This is a genomic window from Fodinibius salipaludis (genome assembly GCF_002287075.1).
Lineage (GTDB): Bacteria > Bacteroidota > Rhodothermia > Balneolales > Balneolaceae > Fodinibius > Fodinibius salipaludis.
In genome coordinates, this window is record NZ_NSKE01000005.1 from 141,268 (window position 1) to 158,128 (window position 16,861).

A 16,861-nucleotide genomic window follows, 5' to 3' on the forward strand; every position below is an offset into this window, starting at 1 on the left:
TTGCATCAATTATCAATGTTCTAAACAGATTATTTCTGTTTGGATACCCTCTCGTAATAGTCGCAAATTATTTCAATAATTTAACTACCTTCGCTGCTTTCTCTTATTCTTGCATTCATATTTGCAATTACTATACAACAAAACAGCTCTATCATTCGATATTAATGCAAAAGCATTGTATAATGGTGGAGTATTTAGGAAATAGCATTTAAAATATTGGCTGCAAAAATTTAAAGGAATGGTCAATAGACTTATACGAGTTGCCCGTCACAGTCTCCTTCTGTTTATTACCGCTTTTTTCTGGGGATGCACTTCCACACCTCCCAGCACAGACAATATTCTCGAAAAACTTGAGCTTCCGAAGGGATTTTCAGTTCAAGTTTTCGCGGAAAACGTACCGAATGCCCGTCAACTTGCTATGGGAACAAACGGCACCATTTATGCCGGTAGCCGTGAAGCAGGAAATGTATATGCCATTGTAGATAAGGACAAAAATTATAAGGCTGATCGTGTTTACACTATTGCCGAAGATTTAAACATGCCAAGCGGGATAGCCTATCGAAACGGTGCGCTTTATGTGGCTGCTGTCAGTACCATCTACCGCTTTGATGATATTGAAGAGAACCTGCAAAATCCGTCCGCCCCTGATATAGTTACTGACAACTATCCTACTGACGGACATCACGGATGGAAATTTATTGACTTTGGACCCGATGGCAAACTATACGTGCCTGTAGGCGCTCCCTGCAATATTTGTAACCCGGATGATGACATTTATGCCAGTATCACTCGTATAAACCCGAATGGAACCGATCGGGAAATTATTGCTGAAGGCGTTCGAAATTCGGTAGGCTTCGACTGGCATCCCAAAACGGACGACCTCTGGTTCACTGATAACGGCCGTGACTGGCTGGGTGATAATCGTCCCCCCTGCGAGCTAAATCATCTATCAGAAAAAGGACAGCATTTCGGCTATCCCTACAAGCACGGTCACAATATTTGGGATCCCGAATTTGGTGAGAAGGGAAAGTCGATGGATCGTGAATTCAGAGATCCGGCCCAGGCTTTGGATCCTCATGTAGCACCTCTGGGGATGACTTTTTACACCGGAGACATGTTTCCGGAAGCATATCATAACCAAATTTTAATTGCAGAACACGGAAGTTGGAACAGAACGGAAAAAATCGGGTATCGTATAACAAGGGTTACTCTTAAAGACGGTGAAACCACTTCGTATGAACCGTTCATTACAGGTTGGCTTCAGGATAATGAATCGGTATGGGGACGACCCGTCGATTTGTTACAACTGCCGGATGGATCAGTACTTATCTCTGACGACCACAGCGGCGTTATTTATCGCATTAGTTATCAAAACGGTTAAATAAATATTATCAAATGTCACCACTTCGAAAACGAGGTATCTATCGTAATGTTGGACTTTTAATCATTCGAATTGGACTGGGTATCATGTTTATTCTACATGGCTATCCCAAGATGTTTGGCGGTCCTGATACCTGGGTCCAAGTGGGATCGGCTATGCAGTTTCTTGGAATCGATTTTGCACCCATGTTTTTTGGTTTTATGGCCGGAGTCACCGAATTTTTTGGAGGCATATTTCTATTATTCGGTCTGTTTTTTACACCCAGTGTAATATTCCTTTTTATCGTGATGCTGGTAGCTACCATTCAGCACATTGGGGCCGGCGATGGATTCACAGCCTATTCTCACAGCATTGAAATTGCTATCGTTATGACCGGATTATTATTTATAGGTCCCGGTAAATTCAGCTTGGACCGTAAACTCCAGAAAAGAAACAATCGGCGTTACTAAAAGTATTTTTCCTTATGAAAACGATGGTTTTACATACTGCTGGAGAACCTCTGGAACTCCGGGATATTCCAATGCCCAATCCTGATAAAAACCAGCTACTGTTAAAAGTACAAACCTGCGGTGTTTGCCGAACCGATCTTCACATTATTGACGGTGAACTGGAAGATCCCAACTTGCCGCTTGTATTGGGACATCAAATAGTAGGTACAGTAGAAGAAGTGGGTGAACATGTATCAGGATTTAAAGCAGGTGAGAAAGTGGGAGTCCCATGGCTGGGCTACACCTGCGGTGAATGTGAGTTCTGTCAAAATAATCGAGAGAATCTCTGCGACAACGCCAGATTCACCGGCTACGATATCGATGGCGGCTTTGCCGAATATTCCGTAGCTGATGCCCGATTTTGTTTTCCCATTCCCGAAAACTATCCGGAAGAACAAGCTGCACCCCTGCTCTGCGCGGGTCTCATCGGCTATCGATCGTTACGTAAAACCAACAATGCTAAGCGGTTAGGTTTTTATGGATTTGGTTCAGCTGCCCATATCCTCACCCAGGTTGCCCTTCATCAAAATAAAGAAGTATACGCTTTTACCCGTCCGGGTGATAAAAAAGGACAACAGTTTGCCAAAAATTTAGGAGCAACATGGGCCGGCGGATCTGAGACCCTGCCACCCCAAAAGTTGGATGCCGCTATCATTTTTGCCCCCGTTGGACCGCTTGTACCACAAGCGCTTAAATCCATTAAAAAAGGCGGGAAAGTCGTCTGTGCGGGCATCCACATGAGTGACATTCCGGGCTTTCCCTATAACGACCTTTGGCAAGAGCGATCCATCGAGTCGGTAGCCAATCTAACTCGTCGCGATGGCACAAAGTTCATGCAGCTGGCTCCTGAAGTCCCCATTGAATCTCAAGTTACGACCTATCCCCTTACTGAGGCCAACCAAGCACTCGATGATTTACGAGCCGGTAACTTTGACGGATCAGCTGTATTAACTGTTGGCAAAGGGTAACTTTAGTCACACAGATAAGTTATGACATAAAGTGCGATTATTAGTATCTTTGCGGGCTATATATAGCAGACAAAAATAATTCGAGTTCTTCTAAACACATTTATTCTCATGCACGATATTGTTTTAATTCCCGGCGACGGCATTGGCCCCGAAATTACAAAATCAGTAACAACCATTTTAGATGCTGCCGGTGCGGACATCAACTGGATTAAATGTACCGCCGGACTTACAGCACAGGAAGAACTCGGCAATCCCCTGCCCGATGAAACTCTTGATGCTATTAAAAAGTATCGACTTGCGCTTAAAGGACCTCTAACAACCCCCATCGGAGCTGGATTCCGCTCGGTAAATGTTGCTATGCGCAAAAAATTTGAACTCCACAGCAATATTCGTCCGGCAAAGACACTTCCCCATATCGAAAGCCGGTTTGATAATGTGGACTTAGTAATGTTTCGCGAGAATACCGAAGGGCTTTACATCGGCAAAGAACAGTGGGTTAAAGAGAACAGTCACGCCGAAAGCATCGCTGTTGTTACCCGCGAGGCCAGCGAGAAAGTAATCCGCTCTGCTTTTGAATACGCCAAGAAGAAGAACCGAAAGAAAGTAACGCTTATACACAAAGCAAATATTCTCAAATTCACTTGTGGTCTTTTCATGGAAGTGGGCGAAGAAATTGCAAAGGATTATCCTGAAATTGAGTATGAAGATCTGATCGTCGACAACATGGCTATGCAGATGGTTTTGCAGCCGGAACAGTTCGATGTAATCGTAACAACGAACCTTTTTGGGGATATCCTCTCTGATTTGGCTTCTGGATTGGTGGGCGGACTCGGCTTAACAGGTGCTGCCAATGTTGGTGATGATGCCGCTATGTTCGAGGCTGTTCACGGATCTGCTCCCGATATTGCTGGCCAAAATGTAGCAAATCCCATCGCTTTTCTACTTTCAGCATTAATGATGCTTGAACACATTGACGAAAACGATTTAGCTGATCGCATTCGCCAAGCCGTTTATCTAACACTTGAAGATAAATCCGTTTGCACTCCCGATATTGGCGGGAGCGGCTCAACGACTGCTTTTACCGAAGCTGTCGTTAAAAATCTAAATAAGTAATATTTCTGCCATTTAATTTAGCTCAATAAAAGCGACATCCATTGTATCGGTATCTAATAGAGCAATAGACGACTCCCCGTCAAAACCGTGGGCCGTACCGGGGTTTACTGCTAACGTATTGCCGACAAATTCGACCTTCTTCTCATGGGTATGTCCGGATACCACCACATCATATTTACCGGCCTGTTCTAATGCTTCCGTAATGGGCATATCTGTTCCGTGATACAGAGCAATGGTTTTTTGGTCAGCCGTCACTTCACCAAAGCTTCCTAAATGCGTTGCTCCTATTTCGCTAAATTTTTGCAAGATCAAATAATGGTCTCCATCATTATTACCAAAAACACCCTTCAGGGTTAATCCTTCAAAAGGTGGAATAGTGAAGGGACTACAAAAATCACCGGCATGCAAAACAAGTTCAACATTACGTTCCTTAAATATTTTAACTGCTTTTTGAATATGGCGCACATGATCATGGGAATCCGCGATAAGTCCAATTAACATAGTTTTTACTTTATTTCTTGAGTTTTATAGATATTTTAAGATTCAATAAAGAGATTGCTAACTCTCTACATCCAACTAATTTTATTGGCTTTACAGAAAAGTAATTTCTATAATTATCATACTTTTGACTCAACTTTAAACAGAGACGTTACCATTATGAGAAAATTATCACAATTTGTACTAACATTATCAATTATCTGCTTTATTGGTGTTCCAACCTCTACTACTGCCCAAGATTTTGAGGGTGTTATTCATTTCGAAATGGCTGACTTAGCCAAACAGGGGATGGGAGAAATGCCATACATGGTTAAAGGAAATAAAGGGCGCATGGAAGTAAGTCACAGGGGACAAAAAAGCGTTATGCTTATGCTTCCTGAGCAATCAAAAATGGTCATTCTTATTGAACAGATGAACGGATATATAGAAATGGATACAAGCCAAGAGGGAGAAAGCACCGATAACATCGATGATGCTGACCTCAATAATACCGGCGAAACAAAAACAATTGCCGGTAGAACGTGTGAGGTATGGAAAATGAAGTCAGAAGATGGCATCTTTGAAACTTGCATGGCCAAAGGGATGGGGACATTTATGATGCCACAAAATCAGATGCAAAAGCGAGAGGCACCGGCCTGGGTTCAAAAGTTTTCAGAAGAAGGTGCGATGCCCCTTGAAATTGTTGAAATCAAAAATGGAAATCGCACTGTTCAGATGAAAGCCACAAAGATTGAAGAAAAATCACTTTCTGATGATCTTTTTGAAATACCGGAAGGATATCGGGATATGAGTGGTATGATGAAAGGCATGCAAAATGGGAATTAGATCCCAAAGAATTTAGCCCATTTTTACTAAAGCGACACCTTGGTTAGAGGTGTCGCTTTTTTATTTGCTAATTGATCTCTGCAAGTAACTCTTCTGCTTGCTGACGATATTCTTTTTCGGCTTCCGCTTCTACCACCTTTTTTAGTATATTCTGCGCCTCATCTATATTCCCCTCTTTGGATAGCAATTTCCCCGCCAGATAGCCCGAAACAACATAGAAAGAGCGGTTTTTTGTATCCGGCAGCTGCTCACCCAATGTAAATGCTCTGGTATAACAATCAATAGCCTCGTCGGTGCGTCCTCTTTTATCCATAATACGGCCCTTCCATGTAAGTAACTCTTCTTGCACCACCTTGAAATCCGGAAGGTCTTTCTTCTTCCATCTTTGTAAATTACTGTCAATAAATTCCAACGCTTCATCAAACCGGGACTGTTTATAATAGCTCTTTACCAAAATCCGAATATAATAGCTGTTATTAGGATATTGCTTGTAGAGTTTTTCGAAATTACGAACCGCTACTCCATAGTTCTTCTCATAGTTGTAATGAATATTTCCCAGGAAATAAATGGCTTCGGCCCTTGCAAAAACTGCATTTTTTGATGCTTCCTCTATAGCTTCCAGTCCTTCTTGTTTATCACCATCGGACAGTGCCCAGCTAACCGTTTTTACTACGGGATATTCATTGGGAATGTAATCCAGATAATAGAGTTTTAGTCCCTCAGCAAGTTTTAGATCATTAAGTTCAGGCTGAACACCTAAAAGGACATTATAAGCTTCTATCGCTTTACGCCCATAATTAATGCTGGTAATCCATTTTTCGCGATTCGCGTATTGGCGTGCCATATAGCCATTACTTATCGCTCGAATTAACAGTCCGTCTACATGTTTGGGCTGGCGGTGTAACAACTTGCCCGCTCGATAATCAGTCTTTTGCATCATCTCAAAAAAATGCTCGTCATGCGAACGGTCGTGAAGATCTGTCAACACGGTCCACCACAATTGCATACCCTCAAAAAGGGTCCACAGGGGATGCTCGGGATGTCTATCTTTCCATACAGCCAGCCTCTCTTCAGCACCCTCGAAATTCAGGTTATATACCGAATCAACTGCAGCTTTGGCATCTGTTCTAAAATCTGGGTTATTAATAAGTTCGGGAACTTGGGCACGTACAGGCTGAGTAATAATTAAAACGAAGAGTAGAAGAAATAAATAGCGAATAATCTTCACCTTTTTTATTGTAATAACTGATCCAAGCCTAACTTATTTTAGATGTGATTGAAACCACTCCTGAGTCGCATTGACAACCTCGGCAAATGGTTCAGGAAACTTATCGGCTTCAAATGGATGCGCTGTATTAAAGGTATGACCGGAGTCTGGAATCAGCTTTATTTCTTTATCCTGAGCATTACAATGTTCATACAACTTTTCCGCCTCGCTATAGGATACTGCCTCATCACCTTTAGAGTGAACAAAAAGGGCTGGCAGTTCCAATTCCTGAACACGTTTTACAGCCATCAGGTGATCGGCGTTTTCAATAGCATCTTTGTAGACTACCTCTTTAACCGGCATTATTTGACCGGTTCGTCCATTTTTAATTTCAGTGACGCCCTTTTCTTCCCAATCATTAATCATCTCATCACTCCAACGGGCATTGTAATCGGCTACTGCCGACCACGTGACCAAACACTTTATTTCGGGATACTCTGCTGATGCGGCCACCGCAGTATGTCCCCCGCGTGAGTGACCCAAGACACCAATGCTGCTCGCATCCAAAGAAATATCTTGTCCCGTAATATCATTGTCTTTCAACGCCTTGATAACGGTTCCAACATCCTCCAAATCCTGGCTTAGGGTTTCCCGGGCAAACAGATCAAGTTGATCAAATTCAGTCATACTTTCACCTACTCCATTCAGTGAAAAGTTCATCGCCAAAACCGCAAATCCGGCTTTACTAAGTTCACGACAGGCATCCGGAAAGGCTCCCCAGTCTTTAAACCCTTTGAATCCATGCAGAAATAATATTACCGGCAAGTTATCCTCCCCCCTGTTCTCCGGATAATATAAATGGTAATAGATGGGAAGATTTTCGGCAGATGGTACTGAATCAGAAATCTTTTTGACTTCAATATCCTTCATGAATATAAATAAGGCTCTGTTCTTTATGCTTGTTTATGATTTAATGGAATATTGTTCCGCAGCAGAGCAACGGAACGAGATAAAAAACATCCTATATGCGCATCATGCTAAATTTATTTTAGGATGACACAATTAGGATAATTTCAAGATCTTAGATCCTAATCAAAATCAAGGGGACCGAGTTTTACCAACTTACGCAAACCATTAATCTCGCTTTTCTTAAGGTAGCGCCAGCGACCCATTTTTACATCGCGGAGCGTAAGCCCTGCATATTCAACTCGTTTAAGCTTTGTGACTTCTGTACCGAAATACTCAACCATCCGGCGTACGAGACGATTTCGTCCTTCAAAAATGGAAAGTACAAAACCATTAGGCGTTCGCGCAAGGTTATGCGCCTGTGCCGTCCCGTCTTCAAGCTCAATACCTTCGGACAGCTTCTGAAGCTCATCATCTTTCAGACCGCGCTCGGTTTCAACTTCGTACGTTTTTCGAACCTCATAACTGGGATGCATAAGTCGGTTCGCCAAATCGCCATCGTTGGTTAAAATCAACAATCCCATGGTATGGCGATCAAGGCGGCCCACGGGATAAACCCGCTTGCCCGTCGCATTCTCAATCTTATCCATTACCGTATCGCGGTTGCGGGGATCATCAGTTGTGGTAATTGTATCCTTTGGCTTATTCAGCAGGATATACACAAACTTTTCGAGGCTCAAAACCTGTCCCTCGACCTCAACCTTATCCGTTCGCTGCACCTTTACCCCCATCTGGGTTACTACCTCATCATTCACTTTCACCTTGCCGGCTGCAATATAGTCATCCGCCTTACGCCGGGAGGTAAACCCACAGTGGGCAATGTATTTATTCAGACGAATCTCTTCGTCTTCATCATAATTCTGGTCAACCTGGTGGTTAGGCTCTTCAATTTTTCCGCGTTTACTCCTCTTCTTTCTTCGTCGACTCATCTTCTAAATTTTCTTGGATACTATCCGATTCATTTTCCAATTCCTTACTTGTCTCGTCGTCTTCATCATTTTCTTCCTCGTCATCGAGCTGCAACACATCCGCCGTATATTCATCTAAGTCTGGCACTTCCTCCTCATCAATTTTTTCGACCGCCTCAATAAGCGACATCGCCGTTTCCGTTGCGTCCTTATCCTCCGCGGTTTCCTGCAGCTCTTTGAGCTCCAGCTGACGATCAAACAAAAACTGGCGATGCTCGGCCATGTCATCATCTTTAAGGATCTCCTCAATTTCGCGCGGCTTCGGCAGCTCATCAATAGAGTTAATGCCAAAATGCTTTAAGAAATGTTTGGTTGTGCGATACAGGAGAGGCTTCCCGGGAGCATCCAACCGACCCGAAACCTCAATAAGTACTTTCTCCAACAGCTGGCGCAACATATAACCGGAATCCACGCCCCGAATATCATCCACTTCGGGCTTGGTAATCGGCTGCTTGTACGCTACAATGGCAAGGGTCTCAATAGCCGATTGCGACAATTTTCGGTAGGCACTTTCGTGCTGAAAAATACTGAGCCAGGGCTCAAAACGCTTTTTCGTTGAAAACGTATATCCCCCCGCTACATGCTCAATATTGAATGCCAGTCCATTTTCTTCGTACCGCTGATTCAATTTCTCTACAAAAGGTTCTATAGCATTAATTTCCAATCCCAGGTTCTCCTCACCTTTTGCGATAATCTCACAAATCTTCTCTTCTGAAATCGGCTCCGGACTGGCAAAAATAAGCGCTTCAATTACTGAGGACAGGCGCGTACCGTCAACAAACTGATAGTCTTGCATAACTGTTCCCGTTGTAGGAATAATTCTTCTTTAGATTACGGCTGAATTCACAAGGGCATAAAATAACAAATTTTTTACCCTTCATTCTCTTTAATGATAAAAAAGCCGTCGTTACCCTGTTGCTGATACAGGGGCATCAAAATATAGCCGTCCGTTTGTGCGATAATTTTCCCCTCATTATCATTGGCCAGCCACTCTCCTTTTTTAATAGGCTGAAAGTTTGAATAGCCCGGACGCATCGCAAAACCGTCGCCCGGCTCAATGATGTGCTGATATACCAGTTCGGTCTCCACCGGCAAATGCCGGGTGTGAGCTTTCAAATGGCGTTCATACTCCTTTATTTTTTCCACATACTGTTTTTCGATAGCTCCCACTGCGTGTAGTAAAAGCAAAAGCGAAGCTGTAATATTATATTCTGTCAGCTCATTTTCATGCTGTCCGCCCTCCAATCCAAATGAGATAAATCCCTGATTTTGGTAATAGCCCAGCGCCGTACCGCGGAGTGATTTCTCAATTCCAAAAACCATGGGTACATACAAGTTGGATAACAGTTCGCGTTGACGGGGATCAGAACTCGTAATACTGAACATACTACCCTCAGCAGAAAACGTATGAACATCCGCCAATACAACCGGCTCATCGTCGCGCTCCTCAATATCATCAAGTATAGGGAGCAACTGCTTCATCTGCCTACGCTCATTCGATTTAATACGAGCTTCCGGCGTATCTCGAATCTTTTCAATTATGGAGGGAAACCACAGACGATTCATATCTTCATCAAGATAACGGACATTATGCTCAAGCGCCGGCAAATTAGCACGGAGAATAATTAGTCGCCCATTAATTTGCGGACGAATACCATCGAGCATATCAAATATATTCTGGGCCGCCTCAACTCCGGCAAACTCATTACCATGCAAACCGGTTACCAATACTACGGTCGGCCCACCGGGATCACCTTCAATGGTTCCTAAAATCCGATCGCCTTCTTTTCTTGTCGCGATATTAGTTTTCCTCGGATTCCTCATTCTCCTCATTATTCAAATGTAATACTTTCAACAATCTGCGTGCTATTCTCATATAATTATGCTCGGTAATAATTCCAACCAGCCGGTTATTCTTTACTACGGGAAGACATCCTATTTCCTGGCTATTCATAATTTCCATGGCTTCCATAATAGAGGCCTCCGGATGAATAGTAATGGGATTTTCAATCATGATATCCTCAACCGTCTCCACGACACCTTCATCATGATTTACCGACTTGGAATAGGCATTAAAAACCATCCGCATTGTCACCAGCCCAACAAGGTGTTTCTTATCATCCTCTACCGGAACATACCGTATACGGCGCCAATCTATCAAGTTTGCCGTAAACTCTACCAGGTCATCTTTCTGTACCGTAAAAAGGTCTGTCGTCATAAACTCTTCGACGATTAAGCTCGAAGGCTTCCAGTGCTCAAGATCCTCCATGCGGGCACGTCCCCATTTATGTACCGGTTCACCTTTTTTCTGATTCTTGATCATCGCCGTTGTTATCGCCGCCAGCGTCTGCTCTTTAGATCCATGCTCCTTCATCAGCGACGCATAATTATTTAGCATCCAATACGATGGTGTTTGTCCCGCCGTCACTCGCTGCTCAATAATATCCAGGTATTCTGTAATATCGCTGTCATCAATCTTCGCTTCCCGGAGTCCCTCCTTGGCAATCGGCAGCAGTTCTTCGGTAATAAGATCCACTGCATTAATCCGCTGATCATCGAACCACCGCAACTTCGTATCGAGTCCCATCTTAGAAACCGCCACAAAATTCATTCGGGCATCATCAAAATCCATCTCTTCAGATATATTGGGATAATAATCCTCCATCTTATTCATCAACCCCAGCCAAAAGGCAGAATTAGCCACCTCGTCCGTAACCGTCGGGCCAGCGGGACAAACCCTGTTCTCGATACGCAGATGTGCCTTCCCATCAGTAATGCCGTAACAGGGACGATTCCAACGATAGACCGTTCCATTATGGACCTGCAAAGCTCGCAAATCGGGTGGTGTGCCTTCATCCAATAGCTTTTCCACATCTTCGGTAACTTCCGAACTCAGCATTACCCGGTAACGGGCAGTATCTTCTTGGAAAATCTCGAGAATGCTCTCATCTACCCACTTATTACCAAACGTTACACGCGGACTACTTTCTCGCAGATGATCCCCCACCGTTCGCGTATCTACTGATTGTTGGAAAAGAGCAATGCGGGTTTCATTCCACAATCGCTTCCCAAACAGAATGGGGGAACCTACCGTTGACGCCAGAACCGGGGCTGTTACCAGCTGAGCAATATTATACTTGGGCACAAATTCCTCGGGTCCTACCTGCAGATGCACCTGAAATCCAGTATTACACGCCTCTAACAGCGGGGAATCAAATTTCATTAACAGCTCATCCATACCCTGAATACGCAGATCATAATCACCACCACGCAGCTTATTGATGGCCTGCGTAAGCGCCCTATAACGCTGCAAAGGAGTCTGGTTTTTCAGATCGATATCAACCTTGCGAATTGTTGGCAAAATGCCTGTCAATACGATCTCCCCTCCGAGCTCTTCCGTCGCAGCTCGAACTTTATCGACCTGCTTTTGGAGATTCTGCTCCATTTTCGAAAGACAATCCCCATTGAATTCAAGGGGCTCCATATTTATTTCGAGATTGAATTTTGCATACTCTGTAGTAAAGTTGCCATTTTCAGTTTCCTGCAACTTTTCGAGCACCTCCATATTGCGTGGCCATGCCTTTGCCTGTTGGTCAACAAGACAAAGTTCTTGCTCAGCTCCAATCCGGATGGGGTCGGTTTCAAACCAATCGCCTTCATTAAGCATTCGGTCCAGCGCTCGAAGGTCTTTTAACACATACTTCATAAAGCGCTGTACTTCTTCCTGACTGTCGGCCAATTTTACCCTGGATTCACCCATAGGCTCCTCATTATTGATTGTTAAGGTAACTTTCCGCTGTAATAATCGAATTTATTGTACAGAATGCAAGCGTTCTTTATCCATACCCCCTAACATATTATAGAATCAAATAATTTAAAAAATTAGCCTTTATCTAACATCTATACTCATCATCGAACAGCTTTGAAGTTATATACTATGTCAACTTCTTGAATCCAACAAAAAAAGGATGACCGAACCCCATCGGCCACCCTTCTAACCTTATGAAAATCACTGTACTCAGTTACTCCCAAAACAGAGCCGGATAATCGCCATCAACCTCCTGCCATATGCTAACAAAATCAAATTCAGACATATTAGTTTTAGCATTGCTACCGGTCATCTCTGAGGTAGTCAAACCATAATTATACGAACTAAGACTGGTGCTACCTCCTGCCCCCTCAGTTTGCCCGGTACTCTCGGTATCCCAGTAACAGTTTTGCAGAACACTGTCAGTTTCGTAATAGGTGCCTATCAGTCCCCCTATTTTTGTATTACCTGTTGTTGAAGGGGTCACCTTTCCGGAGGCATAAGAATAAGTTATACGGATATCTGAACTATTACTTCCAACCAATCCTCCAACACGGTCCTTACCGGTCACATCTCCCTTGGCATAAGATTTCTTCACATGACCGATATAGGAATCGTTATTATTAGTCATTCTACCTACCAGGCCACCAACATTATATATCCCAGATACACTGCCCATAGCGTAACTATATTCGATACTACCCCAGCTGAGTCCAACAAGTCCGCCAACATAATCCTCAATAGAAGTTACCGTAACATCGGCGAAAGAGCTTTCAATGCTTCCATAGTTATCGCCAACCAAGCCACCACATCTCCTGTCTGTACAATGGACCTTACCCGTTGCCGATGAATTAGATACTTTTCCATTCTGATTAACCATACCAGCTAATGCCCCGGTTCCTCGGCCACTTCCAGTTATATCTACATTTTCAAGTTTTATATTTCTTACCTCAACGCCATCACCTACGCTGACAAACAATCCTACCTTATCACCACGATCAATGGTTAAATCCGATATTGTATATCCCTGTCCATCATACACACCGCCAGATAAATATAGTGGCTCGAAGCCCTTTCCAAGATTCCAATTTTCCGTTTCTGAAGCGTCGATATTATTTATCTGCAAAAAATGAAGATTGGAATCATATGACATGCTGTTTATTTTTTGCAGATCCTCAACTGTCGAAATTTTATAAGGATTTGATTCTGTCCCATTACCCCCGGAAAAATGATTCTCAAATACAGCCGTTATGGTCTTTGCTGTATCCACCGTTACAGTAACAAGAGTATCCGTCCCGGTGATATCTCCCTGCCATTCCACAAATGACCACCCTTGAGCGGGATTAGCTTCCAATTCAACCGTCGAATTGTATAAAAACTCCTGCTGATCGGGATTCAATACCACCGTCCCTTCTCCACTCGCTGTAACGTTTAGGACGAAAGATTTCTTCTCAAATACAGCCGTCACTTCTTTAGCACTTTCCACGGTAAGCTGAACCGGATTCTCTGTACCTGTTACATCACCGGTCCATTCTACAAACCGATATCCCTTTGCCGGATCAGCTGTTAATTCCACCACAGTACCGTGTTCATACTCCTTGAACTGCTGTTCTACAATCTTTTCGTTAACGGTTCCCTGTCCTTCGGTATTAATCGTCAGCTCATAATTTCTCACTTCAAAATTAGCTGCTATCGTATAATCTTGATCAACCGTAAGCGAATGGGGATTATCTGAACTGCTTATATCACCCGTCCACCCTGCAAAAACATAGCCCTCGTTTGCCTGAGCCTGCAGGTCGATCTGCTCTCCTTCTTCGTACGTATTTTGTCCCGATGGTGATACTGTTCCTCCGTCAGACGGGTTAATGGACAGGTCTACATCATAGATCGCCGCTTCTGTACTGGCAGCGCCCTTCTCCGGATCAGGGCCAGTGCTATTGCCCCCGCATGACATAAAAATGAGTGAGATAGAAATGATGAATATTGGTAACAATCGTTTCATAACAAGAAGTGGTTTATATTAGGTTTTTTAGCATTTGCTCTCGAGGGATGCTTTACCTACTAAATTCAGGTCCCCCATTACCTAATACGTAAAACTAACCTAAAGATGGGTCATCTCTTTCCTAACTCAGATATCATGTCTCCAAAAGGCAAACGCAAAATACCCCGAGCAAAAAATCTATTCCAAAGCATCCACGTTAACATTAATACGAACTGAGCTGGCGCCTTTTGGTTTCCGATCATCAAACAGATCAAAGGTCCTGTCAAGCATTTGCTCAATAGCCGAGGCTCCATTGGAAGGATTTATTTTAATAAAGCTCTCCCACCGATAAAAATTCTGCATTTTGGCAATAGCCGCCGGTGACGGACCCAGCACCGAATCAAAACTGCCCAATACCTCAGTCAGGCATTCTGTATACGTTTCAGCCACCCTACGAACGCGCCCTTCTTGTTCTCCCTTAAATACAAATCTGATAATGCGTGAATAGGGTGGATACTGCAGCATTTTACGGTAGGCCAACTCCTGACGAGCAAACGACTTGTAATCGTGTTCTTTCGCTTTTTGTATTGCGGGATGATCGGACTGCCAGGTCTGAAAAAACACCTTACCCTCTTTATCAGCCCTCCCTGAACGTCCGGCCACCTGGCTCAACAGCTGATACATTCGCTCTCCCGAACGGAATGAAGGAAAAGCGAGCTCCGTATCAGCATCAATTACTCCCACAACTGTCACATCAGGAAAATCCAATCCCTTCCCCACAATTTGAGTACCAACCAGTATATCTGCCTCTTTTCGTCCGAATGCCTTTAGAATTTTTGAGTGTGCATTCTTGCCTGAAGTCGTATCAAAGTCCATACGCAACGTTTCTGCATCGGGAAAGAGCTCAGCTATTTGCTCCTCCAACTGCTGGGTTCCACTTCCTCGGGATTCTACCGTATTTTTTCCACATTTCTTGCACCGTCGGGGCTGACGTTCGGAATAACCACAGTAGTGACATCTTAGCTGTTTTTTTGATTTATGGAACGTCAAACTCACCGAGCAATTCGGACATTCAGGTATTTCACCACAGGTTGCACACTGCAGGTATGAAGCAAAGCCTCTTCTGTTATATAATAGGATGGCTTGTTCATCTCTTTCAACTGCCTCCTTAATTGCTTCAAAAAGGGGAATAGCAATTGGTCCTTTCATGGCAGACTGATATTGTTTGAGATCAAGCAAAGTCACATCCGGTAACTTTGCTTCAAAAGGACGCTTTTTAAGCTCCAGGTATTCGCTTTTCCCTTTTTTGGTGCCATAGAGAGAAACCATACTTGGCGTTGCTGATCCCATAACTACCGGTACATCATTGATATGAGCTCGCATGATCGCTACATCCCGTCCGTTATAGCGTGGGGCCGGGTCTTCCTGTTTATACGACATATCGTGTTCCTCATCCACTACAATAAGCCCTAAATTCTGAACCGGAGCAAAAACGGCAGACCGCGCTCCTATAGCGATTCGCTTTTCCCCCTTTTGCAGCGCACGCCACGCATCATACCGCTCCCGATCAGTAAGTCTGCTGTGCAATACGGCAATATCATCCCCGAATATCAGGTGGAATCGCTTTACTATTTGCGGGGTCAAACCAATTTCAGGGACGAGAACCAACCCTCCCTTTCCTTGTTCCAAGACTTTTTTTAAAGCATGAATATACACTTCCGTTTTTCCACTGCCCGTTATGCCATACAGCAAATAGCTGCCAAACGATTCTTTATTAATCGATTTCTTAATCTCTTTAAAAGCAGCCTGCTGTCCTTCATTCAACGTATTAAGCTGGCTGGGATCGTACTCCAACTTTATACTTAAATTGGTGGTCTCTACCTCATCATATGTGAGTAAGCCTTCTTCAGCAATTCGATTGAGCGTATAGTATTCCAACATCTCAAAGTCTGTCAGCTCTTTTTGAAACTCCGGCAGCTCTAAGTCAAGTAATACTTTTAATGCTCGGACCCATTTATAATTCTTACCCACTTCTTCATGCTCCTCGACAATTCTCTTAGCCTTCTTTCTGCTCTCCTTTCCCTTCCATTGCCATAATTTATCTGTACTGGGATCCATCTTCATGGCCGGCTGTTCCCACACCTCCAACACTTTCTGACCCACCAGCTTATCTAAGATTTTATCGCCCCATCTTTTTTGGGCTTCGGCTAACAAATAGGATTCGCTCTGTTGTATTTCTTTCCTGATTTCAGCCTCATCATCATTAAGAAAATTAGGTAATTCACTTTCTCTTGCCTTCAAATATTTCTGGGCATAAAAATTTAATCCCACCGGCAACGCCGCCTGTATAACCTCACCCCATCCACAGTAATAAAAGTGGTGAATCCATTCTGTTAGCTTTAATAACTCTTCAGAAATAATGGGCTTTTCATCAAGCACTTGCTGCACCGGACGAGTATTAAATTCGGGGCTTTCATCATGAATATTAACAACAACCCCGATTTTTTTATGCTTTTGCAGGGGTACCCATACCCGTTTACCTACTTCAATATCTTCTTTAAACTCGTCAGGCAAGCTATAGGTAAACTGCCTACGGACAGCAGTAGGAAATACAATATCTGTGTATAAAGACAAGCCTTTGAATTAACTGTTATTATT

General features: G+C 43.5%; 14 protein-coding genes. 5 read left to right on the top strand and 9 right to left on the bottom strand.

The genetic code is table 11. The features are described from left to right. Positions 1-238 precede the first annotated feature (238 nt). The 4 genes from CK503_RS08125 to CK503_RS08140 all read left to right on the top strand — a co-directional run bounded on the left by CK503_RS08125 (position 239) and on the right by CK503_RS08140 (position 3,950). The gene (locus tag CK503_RS08125; protein WP_095606304.1) at positions 239-1,381 is read left to right on the top strand and encodes a PQQ-dependent sugar dehydrogenase; all 1,143 of its coding nucleotides are present in this window, start codon (positions 239-241) and stop codon (positions 1,379-1,381) included. Between the two features lie 14 nt (positions 1,382-1,395). Beyond that, positions 1,396-1,830: a DoxX family protein gene (locus CK503_RS08130; protein ID WP_095606305.1), complete on the top strand. Its 435-nt coding sequence runs from the start codon at positions 1,396-1,398 to the stop codon at positions 1,828-1,830. Between the two features lie 14 nt (positions 1,831-1,844). Continuing rightward, positions 1,845-2,837: a zinc-dependent alcohol dehydrogenase family protein gene (locus CK503_RS08135; protein WP_095606306.1), complete on the top strand. Its 993-nt coding sequence runs from the start codon at positions 1,845-1,847 to the stop codon at positions 2,835-2,837. Between the two features lie 108 nt (positions 2,838-2,945). After that, entirely contained in the window at positions 2,946-3,950 is a 1,005-nt protein-coding gene (locus tag CK503_RS08140) for an isocitrate/isopropylmalate dehydrogenase family protein (RefSeq protein WP_095606307.1), read from the top strand. Positions 3,951-3,962: 12 nt separating this feature from the next. Here CK503_RS08140 and CK503_RS08145 read toward each other — a convergent pair whose 3' ends face one another. Next, a complete protein-coding gene (locus CK503_RS08145; protein ID WP_095606308.1) occupies positions 3,963-4,451 on the bottom strand; it encodes a metallophosphoesterase in 489 nt (162 codons plus the stop codon). 156 nt (positions 4,452-4,607) lie between these two features. On the opposite strand from CK503_RS08145, the gene CK503_RS08150 reads away from it, so the two are divergent. Beyond that, complete coding sequence (locus CK503_RS08150; protein WP_095606309.1) at positions 4,608-5,273, top strand: DUF4412 domain-containing protein; 666 nt, start codon at positions 4,608-4,610, stop codon at positions 5,271-5,273. Positions 5,274-5,340: 67 nt separating this feature from the next. Here the strand turns inward: CK503_RS08150 and CK503_RS08155 are convergent, their stop codons facing one another. The 8 genes from CK503_RS08155 to priA form a co-directional block, all read right to left on the bottom strand. After that, the gene (locus CK503_RS08155; RefSeq protein ID WP_095606310.1) at positions 5,341-6,501 is read right to left on the bottom strand and encodes a tetratricopeptide repeat protein; all 1,161 of its coding nucleotides are present in this window, start codon (positions 6,499-6,501) and stop codon (positions 5,341-5,343) included. 33 nt (positions 6,502-6,534) lie between these two features. Further along, positions 6,535-7,410 (bottom strand): alpha/beta hydrolase family protein, encoded by an 876-nt coding sequence (locus tag CK503_RS08160; RefSeq protein ID WP_255233363.1) that lies wholly within the window; start codon positions 7,408-7,410, stop codon positions 6,535-6,537. Positions 7,411-7,568: 158 nt separating this feature from the next. Beyond that, a complete protein-coding gene (locus CK503_RS08165) occupies positions 7,569-8,375 on the bottom strand; it encodes a pseudouridine synthase (RefSeq protein WP_095606311.1) in 807 nt (268 codons plus the stop codon). After that, positions 8,347-9,210 carry an SMC-Scp complex subunit ScpB gene (gene scpB, locus CK503_RS08170; protein ID WP_095606312.1) on the bottom strand — a complete coding sequence of 288 codons (864 nt, stop codon included), beginning with the start codon at positions 9,208-9,210 and terminating at the stop codon, positions 8,347-8,349. Before scpB ends, CK503_RS08165 begins: the two co-directional genes overlap by 29 nt. Positions 9,211-9,284: 74 nt before the next feature. Next, a complete protein-coding gene (locus CK503_RS08175; RefSeq protein ID WP_176466252.1) occupies positions 9,285-10,238 on the bottom strand; it encodes a succinylglutamate desuccinylase/aspartoacylase domain-containing protein in 954 nt (317 codons plus the stop codon). Then, positions 10,216-12,174 carry a glutamate-cysteine ligase family protein gene (locus CK503_RS08180; RefSeq protein ID WP_095606314.1) on the bottom strand — a complete coding sequence of 653 codons (1,959 nt, stop codon included), beginning with the start codon at positions 12,172-12,174 and terminating at the stop codon, positions 10,216-10,218. Before CK503_RS08180 ends, CK503_RS08175 begins: the two co-directional genes overlap by 23 nt. Positions 12,175-12,436: 262 nt before the next feature. Next, positions 12,437-14,224, bottom strand: coding sequence for an InlB B-repeat-containing protein (locus tag CK503_RS08185; protein ID WP_095606315.1), 1,788 nt, complete (start codon positions 14,222-14,224; stop codon positions 12,437-12,439). A gap of 177 nt (positions 14,225-14,401) precedes the next feature. Beyond that, a complete protein-coding gene (gene priA / locus CK503_RS08190; protein WP_095606316.1) occupies positions 14,402-16,837 on the bottom strand; it encodes a replication restart helicase PriA in 2,436 nt (811 codons plus the stop codon). Positions 16,838-16,861 lie beyond the last annotated feature (24 nt).